The 17,191-nt window shown below is 73.0% G+C and carries 13 protein-coding genes; 11 read left to right on the top strand and 2 right to left on the bottom strand.

Annotated elements, in window-relative coordinates:
* Positions 1-33 precede the first annotated feature (33 nt).
* The gene (locus ACWZEH_RS13340; RefSeq protein WP_456198372.1) at positions 34-615 is read right to left on the bottom strand and encodes a cysteine dioxygenase; all 582 of its coding nucleotides are present in this window, start codon (positions 613-615) and stop codon (positions 34-36) included.
* 803 nt (positions 616-1,418) lie between these two features.
* Here ACWZEH_RS13340 and ACWZEH_RS13335 point away from each other — a divergent pair.
* The 3 genes from ACWZEH_RS13335 (at position 1,419) to ACWZEH_RS13325 (ending at position 7,349) form a co-directional block, all read left to right on the top strand.
* Complete coding sequence (locus ACWZEH_RS13335; RefSeq protein ID WP_003990679.1) at positions 1,419-1,682, top strand: WhiB family transcriptional regulator; 264 nt, start codon at positions 1,419-1,421, stop codon at positions 1,680-1,682.
* Positions 1,683-1,911: 229 nt separating this feature from the next.
* The gene (locus ACWZEH_RS13330; RefSeq protein ID WP_456198370.1) at positions 1,912-5,778 is read left to right on the top strand and encodes a glycosyltransferase family 2 protein; all 3,867 of its coding nucleotides are present in this window, start codon (positions 1,912-1,914) and stop codon (positions 5,776-5,778) included.
* Complete coding sequence (locus ACWZEH_RS13325; RefSeq protein WP_456198368.1) at positions 5,775-7,349, top strand: DUF5719 family protein; 1,575 nt, start codon at positions 5,775-5,777, stop codon at positions 7,347-7,349. The genes ACWZEH_RS13330 and ACWZEH_RS13325 overlap by 4 nt, the downstream gene beginning before the upstream one ends.
* Before the next feature lie 23 nt (positions 7,350-7,372).
* On the opposite strand, the gene ACWZEH_RS13320 is transcribed toward ACWZEH_RS13325, so the two are convergent.
* Complete coding sequence (locus ACWZEH_RS13320; RefSeq protein WP_456198366.1) at positions 7,373-7,822, bottom strand: metallopeptidase family protein; 450 nt, start codon at positions 7,820-7,822, stop codon at positions 7,373-7,375.
* A 331-nt stretch (positions 7,823-8,153) separates the two neighbouring features.
* Here ACWZEH_RS13320 and ACWZEH_RS13315 point away from each other — a divergent pair, with 331 nt between their 5' ends.
* The 8 genes from ACWZEH_RS13315 (at position 8,154) to ACWZEH_RS13280 (ending at position 17,171) form a co-directional block, all read left to right on the top strand.
* Positions 8,154-8,567 carry a DUF3499 domain-containing protein gene (locus ACWZEH_RS13315; protein ID WP_456198364.1) on the top strand — a complete coding sequence of 138 codons (414 nt, stop codon included), beginning with the start codon at positions 8,154-8,156 and terminating at the stop codon, positions 8,565-8,567.
* 252 nt (positions 8,568-8,819) lie between these two features.
* Entirely contained in the window at positions 8,820-10,184 is a 1,365-nt protein-coding gene (locus ACWZEH_RS13310; RefSeq protein WP_456198362.1) for a phosphomannomutase/phosphoglucomutase, read from the top strand.
* A 502-nt stretch (positions 10,185-10,686) separates the two neighbouring features.
* Positions 10,687-10,857, top strand: coding sequence for a Trm112 family protein (locus tag ACWZEH_RS13305; protein ID WP_456198360.1), 171 nt, complete (start codon positions 10,687-10,689; stop codon positions 10,855-10,857).
* A gap of 80 nt (positions 10,858-10,937) precedes the next feature.
* Positions 10,938-12,065: an SIS domain-containing protein gene (locus ACWZEH_RS13300; protein WP_456199583.1), complete on the top strand. Its 1,128-nt coding sequence runs from the start codon at positions 10,938-10,940 to the stop codon at positions 12,063-12,065.
* 163 nt (positions 12,066-12,228) lie between these two features.
* Positions 12,229-13,380: a mannose-6-phosphate isomerase, class I gene (gene manA / locus ACWZEH_RS13295; protein ID WP_456198358.1), complete on the top strand. Its 1,152-nt coding sequence runs from the start codon at positions 12,229-12,231 to the stop codon at positions 13,378-13,380.
* 145 nt (positions 13,381-13,525) lie between these two features.
* Positions 13,526-14,500 carry a cation diffusion facilitator family transporter gene (locus ACWZEH_RS13290; protein ID WP_456198356.1) on the top strand — a complete coding sequence of 325 codons (975 nt, stop codon included), beginning with the start codon at positions 13,526-13,528 and terminating at the stop codon, positions 14,498-14,500.
* Positions 14,501-14,912: 412 nt separating this feature from the next.
* Entirely contained in the window at positions 14,913-16,370 is a 1,458-nt protein-coding gene (gene ahcY / locus ACWZEH_RS13285) for an adenosylhomocysteinase (protein WP_456198354.1), read from the top strand.
* A 186-nt stretch (positions 16,371-16,556) separates the two neighbouring features.
* On the top strand, positions 16,557-17,171 hold the full coding sequence (locus ACWZEH_RS13280; protein WP_456198352.1) for a hypothetical protein: 615 nt from the start codon (positions 16,557-16,559) through the stop codon (positions 17,169-17,171).
* Positions 17,172-17,191: the final 20 nt, after the last annotated feature.

The following is a 17,191-nucleotide window of genomic DNA, read 5'->3' as shown; positions in this document are numbered from 1 at the left end:
CGGGCGGGACGCGGCACCGTGCCGGCCGGTCCGTCACACGGGCGGCCGGGCGGGGGCGTGCGTGGCGGGCCGGGCGGCCGGCCTGCGCTCCGTCCGTGCCTCGCGCTGCAGGGCGGCCGGGTGCATCGGCATCTCGGTCAGGCCCGGGTAGTACACGTGCAGGCTGACCGCCGGCTCCAGCGCGTCGTTGACGACCTCGTGCGCGTAGCCCGGGGCGAAGACCCGCTCCGTGCCCGCGGTCAGCGTGCGTGTGCCGCGTTCGGTGCGCTCGGTGAGGGAGCCGTCCAGGACGGTCAGGATGCCGGAGGAACGGCCGTGGTCGTGCGGACCGCTGCCCTGTCCGGGCACCCAGGACAGCAGCCACACCTCGTAGCCGACGGGGGTCTCCCCTGCTCGGGCGGAGCCGGGAGCCCGGGGAACGGCGCGCAGCCGGTGGTACCAGCGGCTGCTCGCGTCGTACCGCACCAGATGCTCCCACTGGGACCGGTCGGCGGCGAGCGAGCGGGCCAGGCCGACGAACTCGGCGACGGTCGTCGGGTGCTCGCGCGGGGGTTGCAGGAGGTGCGGTACTTCGAGGATGTCGCCGGCGATCTGGAGGTCACTGTCGCTGTTCATGGATGCGGTGGTTCCTCGGCGGAGAAGCGGTCGGGAAGGGTCGGTGAGCGGTGGGGGAGCGGTGAAGAAGCACTCGGGAGGCGGGGGGTGCGGCCGCCGTGCGGGCCGTGCGGAGAACCGGCCTGTCACAGACGACGTGCCGCGTGTGTCCGGGTCACGGACGGCGGCGGGAAGTGCCCTGATGGGAGCGGAGGGGACAGCGGTCGAGTCGAGGGTGACTCGAAGGGCCGGAGCGCGTTGGGCTCAACAACCGGAACAGCGACAGCTACAGCGAGCGTGGGCAGCACCGAGGGACCCGGCGGAGCGGGTCGAGGCGAGTGCCGGGTTCGCGAGCATGTCCACAAGGACAGCGGCTCACACCTCCAGTGTCAACTCGACGCCCGGATCGTGGGACACGGTTCACCTCATCAGGTTCACCTGTGAGGCGAAAGGTTTGCTCACGTGGTTCCGGGGACACAAGGGGCACACGGTCGGGTGCGCAAGTGCCGTTGCGACCCTGTGATCCGAATGTGATCCGGGTCGCTGTGGCGTGAGTGGGCCAACGGGATCGATCGCCCGGGCGTCCTCCTCCGTGGAGGCTCTGCGGGGGGCGGGTCGCCCTGAGGGTCCATCAGCGTGTCAACGTTTATGGCGATTTGAACACTTTCGGCTTGGGCTTGGTTCCGCAGAGTGAATAAGGGAGCCAATAGCAGATCTCGGCTTGACTCGCCCGGATCGGCGCACTTGTAATTTCACTCGTGTCGTTCGGCCGGAATCGGTAACGGCAGCATCACGGGGACGCGAAAGACGGACGAGGGGCGCACATGACGGAGCTGGTGCAGCAACTGCTGGTCGACGACGCGGACGAGGAGCTCGGCTGGCAGGAGCGCGCGCTGTGCGCCCAGACCGACCCCGAGTCGTTCTTCCCCGAGAAGGGCGGCTCCACCCGGGAGGCCAAGAAGGTCTGCCTCTCCTGTGAAGTCCGCTCCGAGTGTCTCGAATACGCCCTCGCCAACGACGAGCGCTTCGGCATCTGGGGCGGCCTGTCCGAGCGTGAGCGCCGTCGGCTGAAGAAGGCCGCCGTCTGAGGGGCGACGCGTCGCGCACGCCGCACCGTATGCGCGCCTTGTCCGTTCATGCGTCAGATGGCCGGAATGTATCCGCAGTTCACTTGCGACCCGTCGCGTGTGGGTTGTCCACAGGCGGCGGGCCGCCTTGCTGCCCAGCCGATAGTGTGGTTGCTCGTCCGAGACGCCACGCCGCCCCCACCGGGCACGGGCGTCCCCCACAGTCCACTGAACCGGGGCCCGTACCTCGATGTCCGTGCACAGCCACCCGGCAGCCCGCCAAGACGCCGCTGCCGCACCAGAGTTCCCGCGTCATGTGGTGACCGCGGTCCTCGTCTCCCACGACGGAGCCCGCTGGCTGCCCGACGCGCTCGCCGGGCTACTCGGCCAGGAACGCCCCGTCCAGTTCGCCATGGGCGCCGACACCGGCAGTGCGGACGACTCCGCCCGGCTGGTCACCGAAGCCCTCGGCGACGACCACGTCCTGCACCTCGCCCGGCGCACCGGCTTCGGCCAGGCCGTCGAGGAGTGTCACCGTGCCGCGCCGGACCTCACCCCGGACGACCTGCCCTACCTGAAGCGGCCCAGCGGCTGGGACCCGGTCACGCGCAGCTGGCACGACGACGCGTACGACCTGCCCGACCTCCCGCACGGGGAACCGGTGCAGTGGCTGTGGCTGCTGCACGACGACTGCGCCCCCGAACCCGACGCGCTGGCCCGGCTGCTGGGCGTCGTGGAGAACGAGTACGAACTCGGCCGGGACGACGTCGCCGTCGTCGGCCCCAAGCTCCGCGGCTGGTACGACCGCCGGCAACTGCTGGAGGTCGGTGTCTCCATCGCCAACTCCGGCCGCCGCTGGACCGGCCTGGACCGCCGTGAGCAGGACCAGGGACAGCACGACCAGGTCCGGTCCGTCCTGTCGGTGTCCACCGCGGGCATGCTGATCCGCCGCGACGTCTTCGACGAACTCGGCGGATTCGACCGGCACCTGCCCCTGATGCGGGACGACGTGGACCTGTGCTGGCGCGCGCACGCGGCGGGACACCGGGTGCTCGTCGCCCCCGACGCGGTCGTACGGCACGCCGAGGCCGCCTCCCGCGAGCGCCGCGCCGTCGACTGCGTGGGCCGCACCGCCGCCTCCCCGCACAAGGTGGACAAGGCGGGCGCCGTCCACACCCTGCTCGTCAACACCCGCACCGCGGCACTGCCCTGGGTGCTGCTGCGGCTCGTCCTCGGCACCGTGCTGCGGACCTTCGCCTACCTCGTCGGCAAGGTCCCCGGGCAGGCCGTGGACGAGATACGCGGCCTCGTGGGCACTCTGCTGCGGCCCGAACGCATCCTCGCCGGACGGCGCCGCCGCGGCGGCCCGCAGATCGACAAGGGCGAACTGCGGGCGCTGTTCCCGCCCCCCGGCGCGACCGTCCGCGTCACCGTCGAGCAGGCCGCGAGCAGCCTCGTCCGCCGCTCCGACCCCGAGATCACCACCGGCGCCGGACGGCACGGCGGCGCCGTCGAGTCCGGCCCCGGCGGGGACGACGCCGACTTCATCGAGGTCGAGCAGTTCGCCCGGCTCAAGCGGATCGCCCGCAAGCCCGGCCCGGTGCTCTTCCTGCTCCTGCTGCTCGTCTCCCTCGCGGCCTGCCGCACCCTGCTCGGCAGCGGCGCGCTCGCGGGCGGCGCCCTGCTGCCCGCCCCCGCCGGCTCCGGCGAGCTGTGGGCGCGCTACACGGACGCCTGGCACGCGGTGGGCGCCGGCGGCACCGGTTCCGCACCGCCCTACCTCGCCCTCGTGGCGTCCCTGGCCACCCTGATGCTCGGCTCGGCCGGGCTCGCCGTGACGGTCCTGCTCATCGGCTCGGTGCCGCTGGCCGGCCTCACCGCCTACTTCGCCTCCCGCCCGCTCGTCGAGTCCCGGCTGCTGCGCGCCTGGGCCGCCGTCGCCTACGCCTTCCTGCCCGCCGTCGCGGGCGCCCTCGCCGGCGGCCGGATCGGCACCGCCGTCCTCGCCGTGCTGCTGCCGCTGATCGCCCGCGCGGGCATCGCCGCGAGCGGACTCACCGACGACCCCGGTGTCCGTGGCAGCTGGCGCGCGACCTGGGCGTACGCGCTGTTGCTCACCCTCGCCACCGCGTTCACCCCGATCGTGTGGCCCATCGCCCTGTCCCTCGGCCTCGGCGTCCTCGCCCTGCGCAGGTCCGACCTCCTGGCCCACGGGCTCCGCTTCCTGGCCCAGCTCGGCACCCCGCTGCTGGTCCTCGCCCCCTGGTCGCTGTCGCTGCTCCCGTTCGGCTTCTTCCAGGAGGCGGGCCTGGAGTACGGCGCCTCCGCCGCCTCCGCCCTCGACCTGCTCGGCGCGAGCCCCGGCGGCCCCGGCGCGGTAGGCGGACCGGTGCTCGTCGGCATCGTGCTCGCCGCCCTCGCGGCCCTGCTCCGCTCCGAGCGACTCGTCGCCATCCGCGCCGCCTGGACGGCCGCCCTGGTCGGACTCGTCTTCGCGGTCCTGTCCAACGGCTCCACCTGGGCGGGGCCCGCGACCCTCGTCTACGGCATCGCCCTGCTGGCCGCGGCCACGCTCGGCGCCGACGGGGCCCGCGCGCGTGTCGCCGAGCAGAGCTTCGGCTGGCGCCAGCCGGTCGCCGTGCTGATCGCCCTCGCCTGCGCGGCCGGCCCGTTGCTGGCCGCCGCCGGCTGGGTGCTCCGCGGCGCCGACGGACCGCTCGAGCGGCGCGACCCCGTGCAGGTGCCCGCGTTCGTCGCCGAGGAGAGCGGCACCCGCGACCAGGCCCGCACCCTCGTCCTCGACAGCGCCTTTGCCGCCCGCGTCGACTACGTACTGGTCCGCGGCTCCGGTGCCCGCATGGGCGACGCCGAGACCGCCGCCGCGAGCGGTGTGACCACCGGGCTCGACAAGATCGTCGCCAACCTCGTCGCCGGCTCCGGCGCCGACCAGGCCGACCAGCTCGGCGGATTCGCGGTGCGCTACGTCCTCGTCCACCCGGGCGCTCCCCGTGAGGTCACCCGCGTCCTGGACGCCACGCCCGGCCTGACCCGGCTCAGCCAGCAGGCGGGTGGCGCGCTGTGGCGCGTAGACCAGAACGTGGCCCGCGCGACCATCGTCCCCGCCGAGGGCGGCGAGGGCGAGCCGCAGGCCGTGGCCGCCGGACCGGTCGGGATCAGCACCGAGATCCCCGACGGCGCCGAGGGGCGCGTCCTGCGCCTGGCCGACGCCGCGGCCGAGGGCTGGACCGCCACCCTCGACGGCAAGCCGCTGACCCGCACCACGGTCGACGGCTGGGCCCAGGGCTTCCGGCTCCCGGCCGCCGGCGGACAGTTGGCCGTCACCTACGAGGACCCGTTCACCCACACCGTGTGGCTGTGGGCGCAGGGGCTGCTCGCCGTCGTCCTCGTCGTACTCGCGCTGCCCGGCCGGCGCCGCGACGTCGACGACGACATGCCCGAGGAGCCGGCCGTCCCTGAAGAGGCGCTCGCCGGTGACGGCCGCCGCGCCCGGCGCCTGCGCGCCCAGGCGGAGGCGGAAGCCGCGGCCGCCGCCGGGGAAGCAGGCGCGGACGACGGTGTGACCGGGAGGGCGGACGACGAATTCGACGTCCCCCGGGAACCGGCTCCCGCGGCCGTTTTGCAGCAGCGGCCCTACGACGAATGGGACGCGTCGAGCTACCCGGACCCGGATCCGGACCCCGGGTACGACGGCGCCTACAGCGCAGCCGCCCCGTACCCGCAGGGAGAGCAGCAGCCGCCGTCACAACAGGGGCAGCAACAGCGGTACGCGACGGACGGTTACGGACAGCCGTACCCGGCGGACCCGTACCAGGCCGGCCAGGCCGGCCAGGCCGGCCAGTACGACCAGGCCGGCCAGTACGACCAGGCCGGCCAGTACGACCAGGCCGGCCAGTACGACCCGTACGCCTACGACGGCACGCCCCAGCAGCCGCAGTACGACCCGAGCGCGTACGACCCGTCGGCGTACGGGCAGGGCTACGGGGGTCACGACGGCTACGACCAGACCTACGCACAGGGCTACGACGCGTCGTACGACCCCGAGCAGCCGCACCGCCCCCAGCCGGGCAGTGAGCGTCCCGACGGGAGCCAGCAGTGAACCGCACCACCCTGTCCCTGATCGCGGGAGCCACCGCACTCGCCGCCGTCACCGGCTTCGCCGTCCTGACCGCGCCGGACCCCACGGCCGCGGACGACGGCGTCGCGGCGGCGGCGGCCCACCTGCCCGTGGAGCGCTCGAGCCTGCTGTGCCCGGCGCCCAGCGGCTCCGACCTCGCCGAGACGACGTACACGTCCTTCACGCCCGTCACGAAGGGCACGGAGAGCGAGGGCAGTGCCCGGCTCCAGCCGGCCGCCACGGGACAGCCCGCGGAGGAGGGCGAGGAGGGCACGGAGGAGGGCACGGACGAAGACGCCGAGGAGGGCGCAGAGGACGGCGACGGGGAGAAGGACACCGGGTCCGCGAAGCCCGGGAAGCCGGCGCTGGAGCACAAGGAGGAGCCCGGCAGGCCGGTCACCGTGGATGCCTCCGGTGGTGAGGCACCCGCGCTCGTCGGCACCGCCGAGGGCCGCTTCGCCCCCGGCTGGACCGTGCAGCAGACCACCGAGGTCGCCGCGGGCACCGGCCGGGGTCTGCAGGGCGTCAACTGCTCCGCCCCGGACACGGAGTTCTGGTTCCCCGGCGCGAGCACCGCGACCGAGCGCACCGACTACGTCCACCTGACCAACCCCGACGACTCCGCCGCCGTCGTGGACATCGAGGTCTACGGCAAGGACGGGGCCCTCGAGACCACGGTGGGAGAGGGCATCACGGTCAAGCCGCACTCCTCCGAACCGGTGCTGCTGTCCACGCTCACCGACGAGGAGCAGGCCGACGTGACGGTCCACGTCGTCGTCCGCAGCGGGCGGGTCGGCGCGGCAGTACAGGCCCTGGACGACTCGCTCGGCGGTGACTGGCTGGCAGCGTCGGCCGATCCGGCGGGCAGCCTCGTCCTGCCCGGCATCCCCGAGGACGCCACCGCCGTACGCCTGATCGCCTTCACACCCGGCACCGTCGACGCCGACCTGAAGGTGCAGCTCGCATCGCCCTCCGGGCTGATCACACCGGCCGGCAACGAGACGGTGCACGTGAAGGGCGGCATGACGACCGCCGTCGACCTCGGCGACGTCACGCGCGGCGAGGCGGGCTCCCTGGTCCTCACGCCGACGGGCGCTCCGGTGCCCGTCGTGGCGGCCGTCCGGGTGCTGCGCGGCAAGGGGGACAGCCAGGAGTCGGCCTTCGTCCCGGCGGCCCGCGAGGTCGGGGTGCGGGCGACGTCCGTCGACAACACGGCCAAGGGCAGCACCCTCGCCGTGACCGCGCCCGAGGGCGCCGCCAAGGTCGAGGTCACCGCCTCCGCGGGCAGCGAGGGCGGTACGCCGGTGACCGAGACATACACGATCAAGGCCGGTACCACCCAGAACATCGAGGTTCCGGCCCCGGACGACGTCGCGGGCACGTACGCGCTGACGGTCGAGCCCGAGTCGGACGGCACACCTGTGTACGCCTCACGGACCCTCACCGCCACGAAGGACGGCGTCCCGGCCTTCACGGTCCAGACCCTCCCCGACGACCGGGGCATGGTGGCGGTCCCGCAGACGCGGGAGGACCTGTCGGTCCTGCAGGAGTAGGGACCGCCGACAGCCTTCGGCCGTCAGTCCTCGCCGTACCGGGGATCCACGGTCTCCGGCGTCAGTCCCAGCAGCTCGGCGACCTGCTCCACGACGACCTCGTGGACCAGCGCCGCCCGCTCGTCGCGCCCCTTGGTGCGGATCTCCACCGGCCGGCGGTAGATCACGACCCGCGCGGGGCACCCCTCGCGGGTCGGCACGGTGCCGCCCAGCGGCACCGGCTCGTCGCTCCATCCCGCTCCGGGCGCGTCCAGGCGCGGGACCTCCAGCACGAGGAAGTCGATGTCGGCCAGCTGCGGCCACCGCCGCTCCAGCCGCTCCACGGAGTCCTGCACCAGATCCGCGAACGTCTCCGCGCGGCTGGCGGCGAGCGGCACCTGGGGAGGCGCGATCGGCCCGCGCATGCCCCGGCCGTGGCGATCACGACGGCGGGGCCCGCGGTCGGCGGCACGGGGCGTCACAGGGGTGTCCATCACGGTGAAGCGTAGTCTCCGCCGGTCCGACGCGCCCGGCACCCACACGGCTTCCGGGCCCCGGTCCCGCACGGGCCCGGAAGCAGACCCCCGCCCGCTTCGGATCCCGGCTCCCGCACGGCGCCGTCGCATGACCGTTCCGGCCAAGGTTCGACTCGATTCCATATCTTTCACGCATCGGTGATCTCAAGGTATTTGACAGTATTTGTACCAAGTGATGACCGGAGCGGGATCCGCGGATGTTCGGAATGCGAGCGTCGGAGCAGGTCAAAGGGGTGTGCCGAGAGGGGCGTGTGGGGCATTTCAGGCCACGACACGGGGGAGCGCGCGGGTGGGGAGTCGTCGCGGCCCGCTCAAGAGTGCGGTACCGTCCAACATCGTGAGCCCTGTACGTCGCTGTTCGCGCACCGCCTGCGGCCGTCCCGCCGTCGCGACGCTGACGTACGTCTACGCCGACTCGACCGCGGTCCTCGGCCCGCTCGCCACCTACGCCGAACCCCACTGCTACGACCTGTGCGCCGAGCACTCCGAGCGCCTCACCGCACCGCGCGGCTGGGAGGTCGTCCGTCTGCTCGACGGTTCGGCCCCGGCGCGGCCCAGCGGGGACGACCTCGAAGCGCTCGCGGACGCGGTGCGCGAAGCGGCCCGGCCCCAGGAGCGGGCGGCCGGCGGCGGGCGCGGCGCGGACCCGATGGAGGTCGCGCGACGCGGCCACCTGCGCGTGCTCCGCTCTCCCGACAACTGATGCCGGACGACGCGCGCCGGCTCTGACGCCTGATCCCTGAACGGCCCTCGCCTGCGCGGCCGCTCACACGGCCACGCCGGTTGTCCGGGTGGGCCGCTCCTTCGCCTGGTCGTGGTGGGGCGGAGCACCTTCGTCCTCGGACGGATGCTGCCCCGGCCCGGTGCCCGTCGCCCACCACGGACCGCCCGCAGCGCAGTGTCACCCCCTGCGGGTAGTTTGTGGTGACCGACAGGACCTCCGGAAGGGCTGGCCGTGGCTGCTGATCTGTCACAGATCGTGAAGGCGTACGACGTACGCGGGGTCGTCCCCGACCAGTGGGACGAGTCCCTGGCCGAACTCTTCGGCGCCGCCTTCGCACGGGTGACCGGCGCGAGTGCCATCGTCACCGGGCACGACATGCGGCCCTCCTCGCCCGGCCTGTCGGGCGCCTTCGCCCGCGGCGCCGCGGCACAGGGCGTCGACGTGACCGAGATCGGCCTCTGCTCCACGGACCAGCTCTACTACGCCTCGGGCGCACTGGACCTGCCCGGCGCGATGTTCACCGCCTCGCACAACCCGGCCCGGTACAACGGCATCAAGCTGTGCCGCGCGGGCGCCGCGCCGGTCGGCCAGGACACCGGCCTGACCGAGATCCGCGGACTCGTCGAGAAGTGGAGCGAGTCGGGCCGCCCCGAGCCGGCCGCCACGGCGGGGACCGTCACCCGGCGCGAGACGCTGGACGACTACGCGGCACACCTGCGCTCCCTCGTCGACCTGACCTCCGTCCGGCCCCTGAAGGTCGTCGTCGACGCGGGCAACGGCATGGGCGGGCACACCGTCCCCACCGTCCTGGCCGGCCTGCCGCTCACCGTCGTCCCGATGTACTTCGAACTCGACGGCACCTTCCCCCACCACGAGGCCAACCCGCTCGACCCGGCCAACCTCGTCGACCTGCAGCAGCGGGTCCGTGAGGAGGGGGCCGACCTCGGCCTCGCCTTCGACGGCGACGCCGACCGCTGCTTCGTCGTCGACGAGCGCGGCGAGCCGGTCTCCCCGTCCGTGATCACCGCCCTGGTGGCCTCCCGCGAACTCGCCCGCAACGGCGGCAAGGGCACGGTCATCCACAACCTGATCACCTCCTGGTCGGTGCCGGAGGTCGTCGAGGAGAACGGCGGCACGCCGGTACGCACCCGCGTCGGCCACTCCTTCATCAAGGCCGAGATGGCCACCAGCGGCGCGATCTTCGGCGGCGAGCACTCGGCGCACTACTACTTCCGCGACTTCTGGAACGCCGACACGGGCATGCTCGCCGCCCTGCACGTCCTCGCCGCCCTCGGCGGCCAGCAGGGCACCCTGTCCGCCCTGGTCGACCAGTACGACCGCTACGCGGGCTCCGGCGAGATCAACTCCACGGTCGACGACCAGGCGGCCCGCCTCACGGCGATCAGGGCCGCGTACGAGGGCCGCGACGGCATCACCCTGGACGAACTGGACGGCCTCACCGTCACCGCCGCCGACTGGTGGTTCAACGTCCGCCCCTCCAACACGGAACCCCTCCTCCGCCTGAACGCGGAGGCCCGCGACCAGGCCACCATGGCCAGAATCCGCGACGAGGCCCTGGCCGTCATCAGAGGCTGACGCCCGGGGCGGAGCCGCGGCCGGTTCCGCGGCCGGCGCAGCGTCCCGTACGGCCCGTCACACGTCCGTCCCGTGCGGCCGGACGGGACGGCGGCCGTACGGCCGGGCCCCGTGTGCGGGAGGGGCCCATCGCGTCGACGCCCTCCTCCGCCTTGCGGTCGCACGCACCGGGACCCCGCTCCCCCCGCCGGGAAGACGCCGCCGGTCACCTCCGACTCGATCCGCCGGACAGACCCCGGCTCTCCCGGGCACCGCGTCAGGGGATTCCGGCCCGAAACCGCGACGGCCCGCTCGGGGCGTACCCCCTGACGTGCCGTCCGAAGGCCCGCGGCCCGGGGCCGGCTCTCACGGACGGGCACGTCAGGGAGTACGCCGGCGGCCACCGCACTCCCGCCGGACCGGAGCGCCGGGCACACCCTCCGCCGCCCGCCCGCAGTGCCCCCACCGGCGGTACCCTGACCGGGCACATCCGCATACGCCCGCCCCGAAGGGAACCCACCCCATGCCGCTGGAAACCGGCCTCCTGGAGATCCTCGCCTGCCCGGCCTGCCATTCCTCCCTCAAGGAGCAGGACAACGAGCTGATCTGCACCGGCCAGGAGTGCGGCCTGGCGTACCCGGTCCGCGACGGCATTCCCGTCCTCCTCGTCGACGAGGCCCGCCGCCCCGGGTGAGTGACGATCCGGCGGTCCTGCGCACCAGCGGATCCGCCGCCCCGCGTACCGCCGCCCCGCCGATCGGAGACTGCCGCCCCATGCTCGACGAATCGCTGCTGGACTCACCGGAGGGCCTCGCCGAGGCCGACCGCCGCGGGCTGCTCCGCGGCGCGGCCGAGGCGGGCGCCCGTGTCCGCACCGCCGCCCGGTACGCCGCCGAGGCCGGTGTCCACGACCTCAAACCGGACGGCCGTCCCCGCGCCGTCCTCATCGCGGGCCCCGGCGCGGCCGCCACCCAGACCGCCGACCTCCTCGGCACGCTCGCCGGCGCCGGCAGCCCCGTCACCCGGCTCGCACCCACCGGCGTGGCCTCCGCCGCGGGCGCGCTGCGCTGGGAGCTGCCCGGCTGGGCCGGCTCCGTGGACCTGCTCCTGATCGCCACCCCGGACGGCACCGAGCCGGGCCTGTCCCTGCTCGCCGAGCAGGCCTACCGCCGCGGTTGCACCGTCGTCGCCGTGGCCCCCGCCCGGACCCCGCTCGCCGAGACGGCCAGCGGCTCCCACAGCCTGTTCGTCCCCATGGCGACCGCGTCCTACGAGCAGGACGAGGAACTCGCCGCCTCCGCCCCCGGAGTCCTGTGGGCGCTGCTCACCCCGCTGCTCGCGCTCCTGGACCGCGCCGGGCTGCTCACCGCCCCGCCGGACGTCCTGGAGAAGGTCGCCGACCGCCTCGACCGCATCGCCGAACGCTGCGGCCCGGCCGTCGCCACCTACAGCAACCCCGCCAAGACCCTGGCCGCCGAACTCGCCGACGCGCTCCCCGTCGTGTGGACCGAGGGCACCTCGGCCGGCCCGGCGGGCCGCCGCTTCGCCGCCGCGCTCGCGGAACTGTCCGGCACCCCCGCCGTCGTCGCCGAACTCCCCGAGGCACTCGGCTCGCACAACGCCCTGCTGGCAGGCCCGCTCGCGGGCCGCGCCGACCCGGACGACTTCTTCCGTGACCGCGTGGAGGAGACGCCCGCCCTCCACGCGCGCGTGGTGCTGCTCCGCGACCGTCCGATCGGCGGCCTCACCGCCGCCCCGGCCGCCCGTGAGCTGGCCCTCGGCCACGACACACCGATCAGCGAACTGGAACCGGAGGAGGGCGGCGAACTGGAGACCCTCGCCGAACTGATCGCCGTCACGGATTTCGCCGCCGTTTACCTGGCGCTCACCTCAAGAGCCTGATCATGCGAGGAACAGGGCCGGCGCGGATGTTCTGACCAGGACTTCCGAGGACGTCGGGCCTGCCGCGCACGCACGTACCACCGTGCACGCACGCACGTACCACCGCGCACGCCGCCCCTCCGTCCTCCGCCGAGAACCTGCCGAACGACCCAGAGAGAACCCCATGGATCGCCTCGACAACACCGTCCGCCCCTATGCCTGGGGTTCCACCACCGCCATCGCCCGGCTCCTCGGTGTCGAACCGACCGGCGAGCCGCAGGCGGAGATGTGGATGGGTGCTCACCCCGGCGCGCCCTCGCGCACCGGCCGGGGCACACTCGCCGAGGTCATCGACGCCGATCCGGAGCGGGAACTCGGCGCGGCCTCGGCCGAGAAGTTCGGCCCGCGCCTGCCCTTCCTCCTCAAGCTCCTCGCCGCCGGCGCGCCCCTGTCCCTCCAGGTCCACCCCGACCTGGACCAGGCGAAGGCCGGATACGCGGACGAGGAGCGACGCGGCGTCCCCGCCGACGCCGCGCACCGCACCTACAAGGACGCCAACCACAAGCCCGAACTGATCTGCGCCCTCACCGACTTCGACGGCCTCTGCGGCTTCCGCGACCCGCTGCGCGCCGCCGAACTGCTCGACGCCCTCGGCGTGGACTCCCTCAAGCCGTACGTCGACCTGCTGCACGCGCACCCCGAGCAAGCGGCCCTGCGCGAGGTCCTCACCGCGATCCTCACCGCCGACCGGGACGAGATGGCCCACACCGTCACCGAGGCGGCCGCCGCCTGCGACCGCCTCGGCGGCGACCACGCCCCGTACGCCGCCATCGCCCACCACCACCCGGGCGACCCCGGCGTCATCGCCGCCATGCTCCTCAACCACGTCCGGCTCCAGCCCGGCGAGGCCCTCTACCTCGGTGCCGGCGTCCCGCACGCCTACCTGAACGGCCTCGGCGTCGAGATCATGGCCAACTCCGACAACGTGCTGCGCTGCGGACTGACCCCCAAGCACGTGGACGTCCCCGAACTCCTGCGCATCGTCCGCTTCGAGGCCGGTGACCCCGGAGTGCTGCGCCCGGAGGCCGCACCCGACGGCGAGGAGCTCTACGACACCCCCATCGACGAGTTCCGGCTCTCCCGCTACGTCCTGCCCGCGGGCGGCACCACCCACGACCTCACGCGGGCCGCCCCCCAGATCCTGCTCTGCACCGCCGGCTCCCTGCGTGCGGGCGAGCACGAACTGTCCCCGGGCACCTCCGTGTTCGTCCCCGCAGGCGAAAAGGCCGAAGTGTCCGGTACCGGAACTCTGTTCAGGGCCACGGTCGTCGTCTGACCGGCCGGTGACGACGGTCTGACACACCGCGGCCCGATCGGGCTGCAACAATGTCCCCCCGTTACAGGACGGTCAACACCCCGGGCGGCGTAAGAAGACGCCGACCCGGGCCCGTCAACGGCGTACGAAGGGACAACGCGTACACATGAGCGCGTCAGGCGGCACCAAGGCGATCGTTGCGGCACTCGTCGCCAACGCCGCGATCGCGGTAGCGAAGTTCGTGGCGTACCTTTTCAGCGGCTCCTCGTCGATGCTCGCCGAATCCGTGCACTCCGTCGCCGACTCCGGCAACCAGGCCCTGCTGCTGCTCGGCGGCAAGCGGGCCAGGCGGCAGGCCACCCCGCAGCACCCCTTCGGCTACGGCCGCGAGCGCTACATCTACGCCTTCCTCGTCTCCATCGTGCTGTTCTCGGTCGGTGGCCTGTTCGCCCTCTACGAGGGCTACGAGAAGATCAAGCACCCGCACGAGCTGGAGAACTGGTACTGGCCGGTCGGCGTCCTGGTCTTCGCGATCATCGCCGAGACCTTCTCCTTCCGTACCGCCATCAAGGAGTCCAACGCGGTGCGCGGCGAGCGCTCCTGGAAGGAGTTCGTCCGCCACGCCAAGGCCCCCGAGCTGCCGGTCGTCCTCCTGGAGGACCTCGGCGCCCTCGTCGGCCTCGTCCTCGCCCTCGGCGGCGTCGGCATGGCCCTGCTCACCGGCGACAGCGTCTGGGACGGCATCGGCACCCTCTGCATCGGCGTCCTGCTGATCCTGATCGCCGTGGTCCTCGCACTCGAGACGAAGTCCCTGCTGCTCGGCGAGGCCGCGGGAGCCGAGGAGACCCGGAAGATCGAGGCCGCCGTCGTCGACGGCGACACCGTCACCCGCATCATCCACATGCGCACCCTCCACATCGGCCCCGAGGAGCTGCTGGTCGCCGCGAAGATCGCCGTACGGCACGACGACACGGCCGCGGAGATCGCCGCCGCCATCGACGCCGCCGAGTCCCGCATCCGCGAGGCCGTCCCGATCGCCCGTGTGATCTACCTGGAGCCCGACATCTACAGCGAGACCGAGGCCGCCAAGGGCGCCGACGCCGCAGCCAGCCCCGGAGGCCCCGCACCGACGGAGCACTGAGCCCGCGCCCGTCCGGCCCTGCCGGCCGGCGCACCTCCTGATCGGCCACGACCACCGACCGGTGACGACCACCGGCTCCGGTGGTCGTGGCCGTTCCCCGCCGTTCACCACGGCTCCTCGCCGTTGCCCGCCGTTCTTTGCCCCACCTCTCATCGCCCTCAGTGTTCGGCCTGATGTGTTCGGCAACCGGCTGGGGGCGGCCCCGCCCGGCGGTGTAGCTTGGGACGGAGCCAGACGTCGCTGCTGATGGCGGTCGGGCGGTCCCCCTGCGGACCGGCCGAGGGAGAGAGGGCCTCCGACGGACTGCGCTGCGCGCACGCGGGGCATGCCTGTGCCCTCCCCGGGCACTCCTGTGTCCGCCGCGCAGAACAGCCGTACCCACCTCGACCCACACCCCGAGGAGCAGCTCTCCATGACGACTGTCGACACCCGACAGGACTTCAAGGTCGCCGACCTCTCCCTGGCCGCCTTCGGCCGCAAGGAGATCACCCTGGCCGAGCACGAGATGCCGGGCCTGATGGCGATCCGCAAGGAGTACGCCGAGGCACAGCCCCTGGCCGGCGCCCGTGTCACCGGCTCCCTGCACATGACCGTGCAGACCGCCGTCCTCATCGAGACCCTGACCGCCCTCGGCGCTCAGGTCCGCTGGGCGTCCTGCAACATCTTCTCCACCCAGGACCACGCCGCGGCCGCCATCGCCGTCGGCCCGAACGGCACGCCCGAGAACCCGCAGGGCATCCCCGTCTTCGCCTGGAAGGGCGAGACGCTTCAGGAGTACTGGTGGTGCACGGAGCAGGCGCTGACCTGGCCGGACACCGCCACCGGCGGCCCGAACATGATCCTGGACGACGGCGGTGACGCCACCCTCCTGGTCCACAAGGGCGTCGAGTACGAGAAGGACGGCAAGGTTCCCTCGGTCGACACCGCAGAGTCCGACGAGCACCGCGTCATCCTCGAACTCCTCACCCGCACGGTGAGCGAGAGCCCGCAGAAGTGGACCCAGCTGGCGTCCGAGATCCGCGGCGTGACCGAGGAGACCACGACCGGCGTCCACCGCCTGTACGAGATGCACCGCGACGGCACCCTCCTGTTCCCGGCGATCAACGTCAACGACGCCGTCACCAAGTCGAAGTTCGACAACAAGTACGGCTGCCGCCACTCCCTGATCGACGGCATCAACCGTGCCACGGACGTGCTGATCGGCGGCAAGACCGCGGTCGTCTGCGGCTACGGCGACGTCGGCAAGGGATGCGCGGAGTCCCTGCGCGGCCAGGGCGCCCGCGTGATCGTCACCGAGATCGACCCGATCTGCGCCCTGCAGGCGGCGATGGACGGCTACCAGGTCACGACGCTGGACGAGGTCGTCGACCAGGCCGACATCTTCGTCACCACGACCGGCAACAAGGACATCATCATGGCCTCGGACATGGCCAGGATGAAGCACCAGGCCATCGTCGGCAACATCGGCCACTTCGACAACGAGATCGACATGGCCGGCCTTGCCAGGACCCCCGGCATCGTCAAGGACGAGGTCAAGCCGCAGGTCCACACCTGGACCTACCCCGACGGCAAGGTCCTCATCATCCTCTCCGAGGGCCGCCTGCTGAACCTGGGCAACGCCACCGGCCACCCGTCGTTCGTGATGTCCAACTCCTTCGCGGACCAGACCCTGGCCCAGATCGAGCTGTTCACCAAGCCCGACGAGTACCCGACCGGCGTCTACGTGCTGCCCAAGCACCTGGACGAGAAGGTGGCCCGGCTGCACCTCGACGCGCTCGGCGTGAAGCTGACCACCCTCCGCCCCGAGCAGGCCGAGTACATCGGTGTGACGGTCGAGGGCCCGTACAAGTCGGACCACTACCGCTACTGAGTCCGGCGCCCGAGCCGACGCCCACCGGGCCGGGGCTCCCGCCACGGTGAGCGCGCCCGTGCACCGGCGCGCTCACCGACGGCAGGACCATCCGGGACAGGCCCCCGCACCCCCGTGACGGGGGCCTGTCCCGTTGGCCGGCCAGTGACCGGACAACCGGCCCGCCCGTCAAGACCCAGGACCTCCATGCCCCGCGGCCGCTATTCGCTCCACGATCCGCACGATCACACCCCTCTCGCCGAAGAGCACTTCCACTGCGCCCCCGGTCCCTCCGGCTGGCGCTACGTCTCCCAGCTCACCGCCCCGTCCGGCGATCACCTGGGCTCGGTCGACCTGGCGCTCGACGAACTCGGCCGCCCCATCCGACTCGAACTGCATGCCGCGAGCTGGCAGGTTCGCGGCGCCGCCCTCGACGGCGTCACCTGGGTCCGTACCGACCCCACCGGAACCCACGCCACCGAAGGCAATACACGCGCCCACGCCTTCACCGGCTCCTCGCCCGCGTTCCTCATCGCCACCGCCCGTCTCCTGCGCCTCACCCCTTCCGCCCCGGCCACCCGCGTGCGCCTCGTCGCCTTCACGGACCCGGTGCTCGCCCCGCTCACCGTGGACCAGTCCTGGACCTTGGTGGAAAGAGAAGCACACGCCACTGACAACGGACCCCTGACCGTGGACGCATACCAGGTCACAGCCCTGGACACGGGTGAGCAGCACACCGTGCACCTCTCCGGGGACGTGGTCCTCGCGGCCCCCGGCATCGAACTCGAGGACCTCGAGTCACCCCCCTCGGCGCTCGACTGATCCCCCACCCCGGGCGCGCC

It is taken from the genome of Streptomyces yamdrokensis, assembly GCF_053890455.1.
The sequence above is the reverse complement of the archived record's forward strand: the minus strand, read 5'-3'. Positions and strand labels throughout refer to the sequence as shown.

What these genes read in the sequence shown, in the direction of transcription:
- ACWZEH_RS13340 (WP_456198372.1), bottom strand. Translation starts at nt 615, where the DNA reads ATGAACAGCGACAGTGACCTCCAGATCGCCGGCGACATCCTCGAAGTA.
- ACWZEH_RS13335 (WP_003990679.1), top strand. Translation starts at nt 1,419, where the DNA reads ATGACGGAGCTGGTGCAGCAACTGCTGGTCGACGACGCGGACGAGGAG.
- ACWZEH_RS13330 (WP_456198370.1), top strand. Translation starts at nt 1,912, where the DNA reads ATGTCCGTGCACAGCCACCCGGCAGCCCGCCAAGACGCCGCTGCCGCA.
- ACWZEH_RS13320 (WP_456198366.1), bottom strand. Translation starts at nt 7,822, where the DNA reads ATGGACACCCCTGTGACGCCCCGTGCCGCCGACCGCGGGCCCCGCCGT.
- ACWZEH_RS13305 (WP_456198360.1), top strand. Translation starts at nt 10,687, where the DNA reads ATGCCGCTGGAAACCGGCCTCCTGGAGATCCTCGCCTGCCCGGCCTGC.
- ACWZEH_RS13300 (WP_456199583.1), top strand. Translation starts at nt 10,938, where the DNA reads ATGCTCGACGAATCGCTGCTGGACTCACCGGAGGGCCTCGCCGAGGCC.
- manA (WP_456198358.1), top strand. Translation starts at nt 12,229, where the DNA reads ATGGATCGCCTCGACAACACCGTCCGCCCCTATGCCTGGGGTTCCACC.
- ACWZEH_RS13290 (WP_456198356.1), top strand. Translation starts at nt 13,526, where the DNA reads ATGAGCGCGTCAGGCGGCACCAAGGCGATCGTTGCGGCACTCGTCGCC.
- ahcY (WP_456198354.1), top strand. Translation starts at nt 14,913, where the DNA reads ATGACGACTGTCGACACCCGACAGGACTTCAAGGTCGCCGACCTCTCC.
- ACWZEH_RS13280 (WP_456198352.1), top strand. Translation starts at nt 16,557, where the DNA reads ATGCCCCGCGGCCGCTATTCGCTCCACGATCCGCACGATCACACCCCT.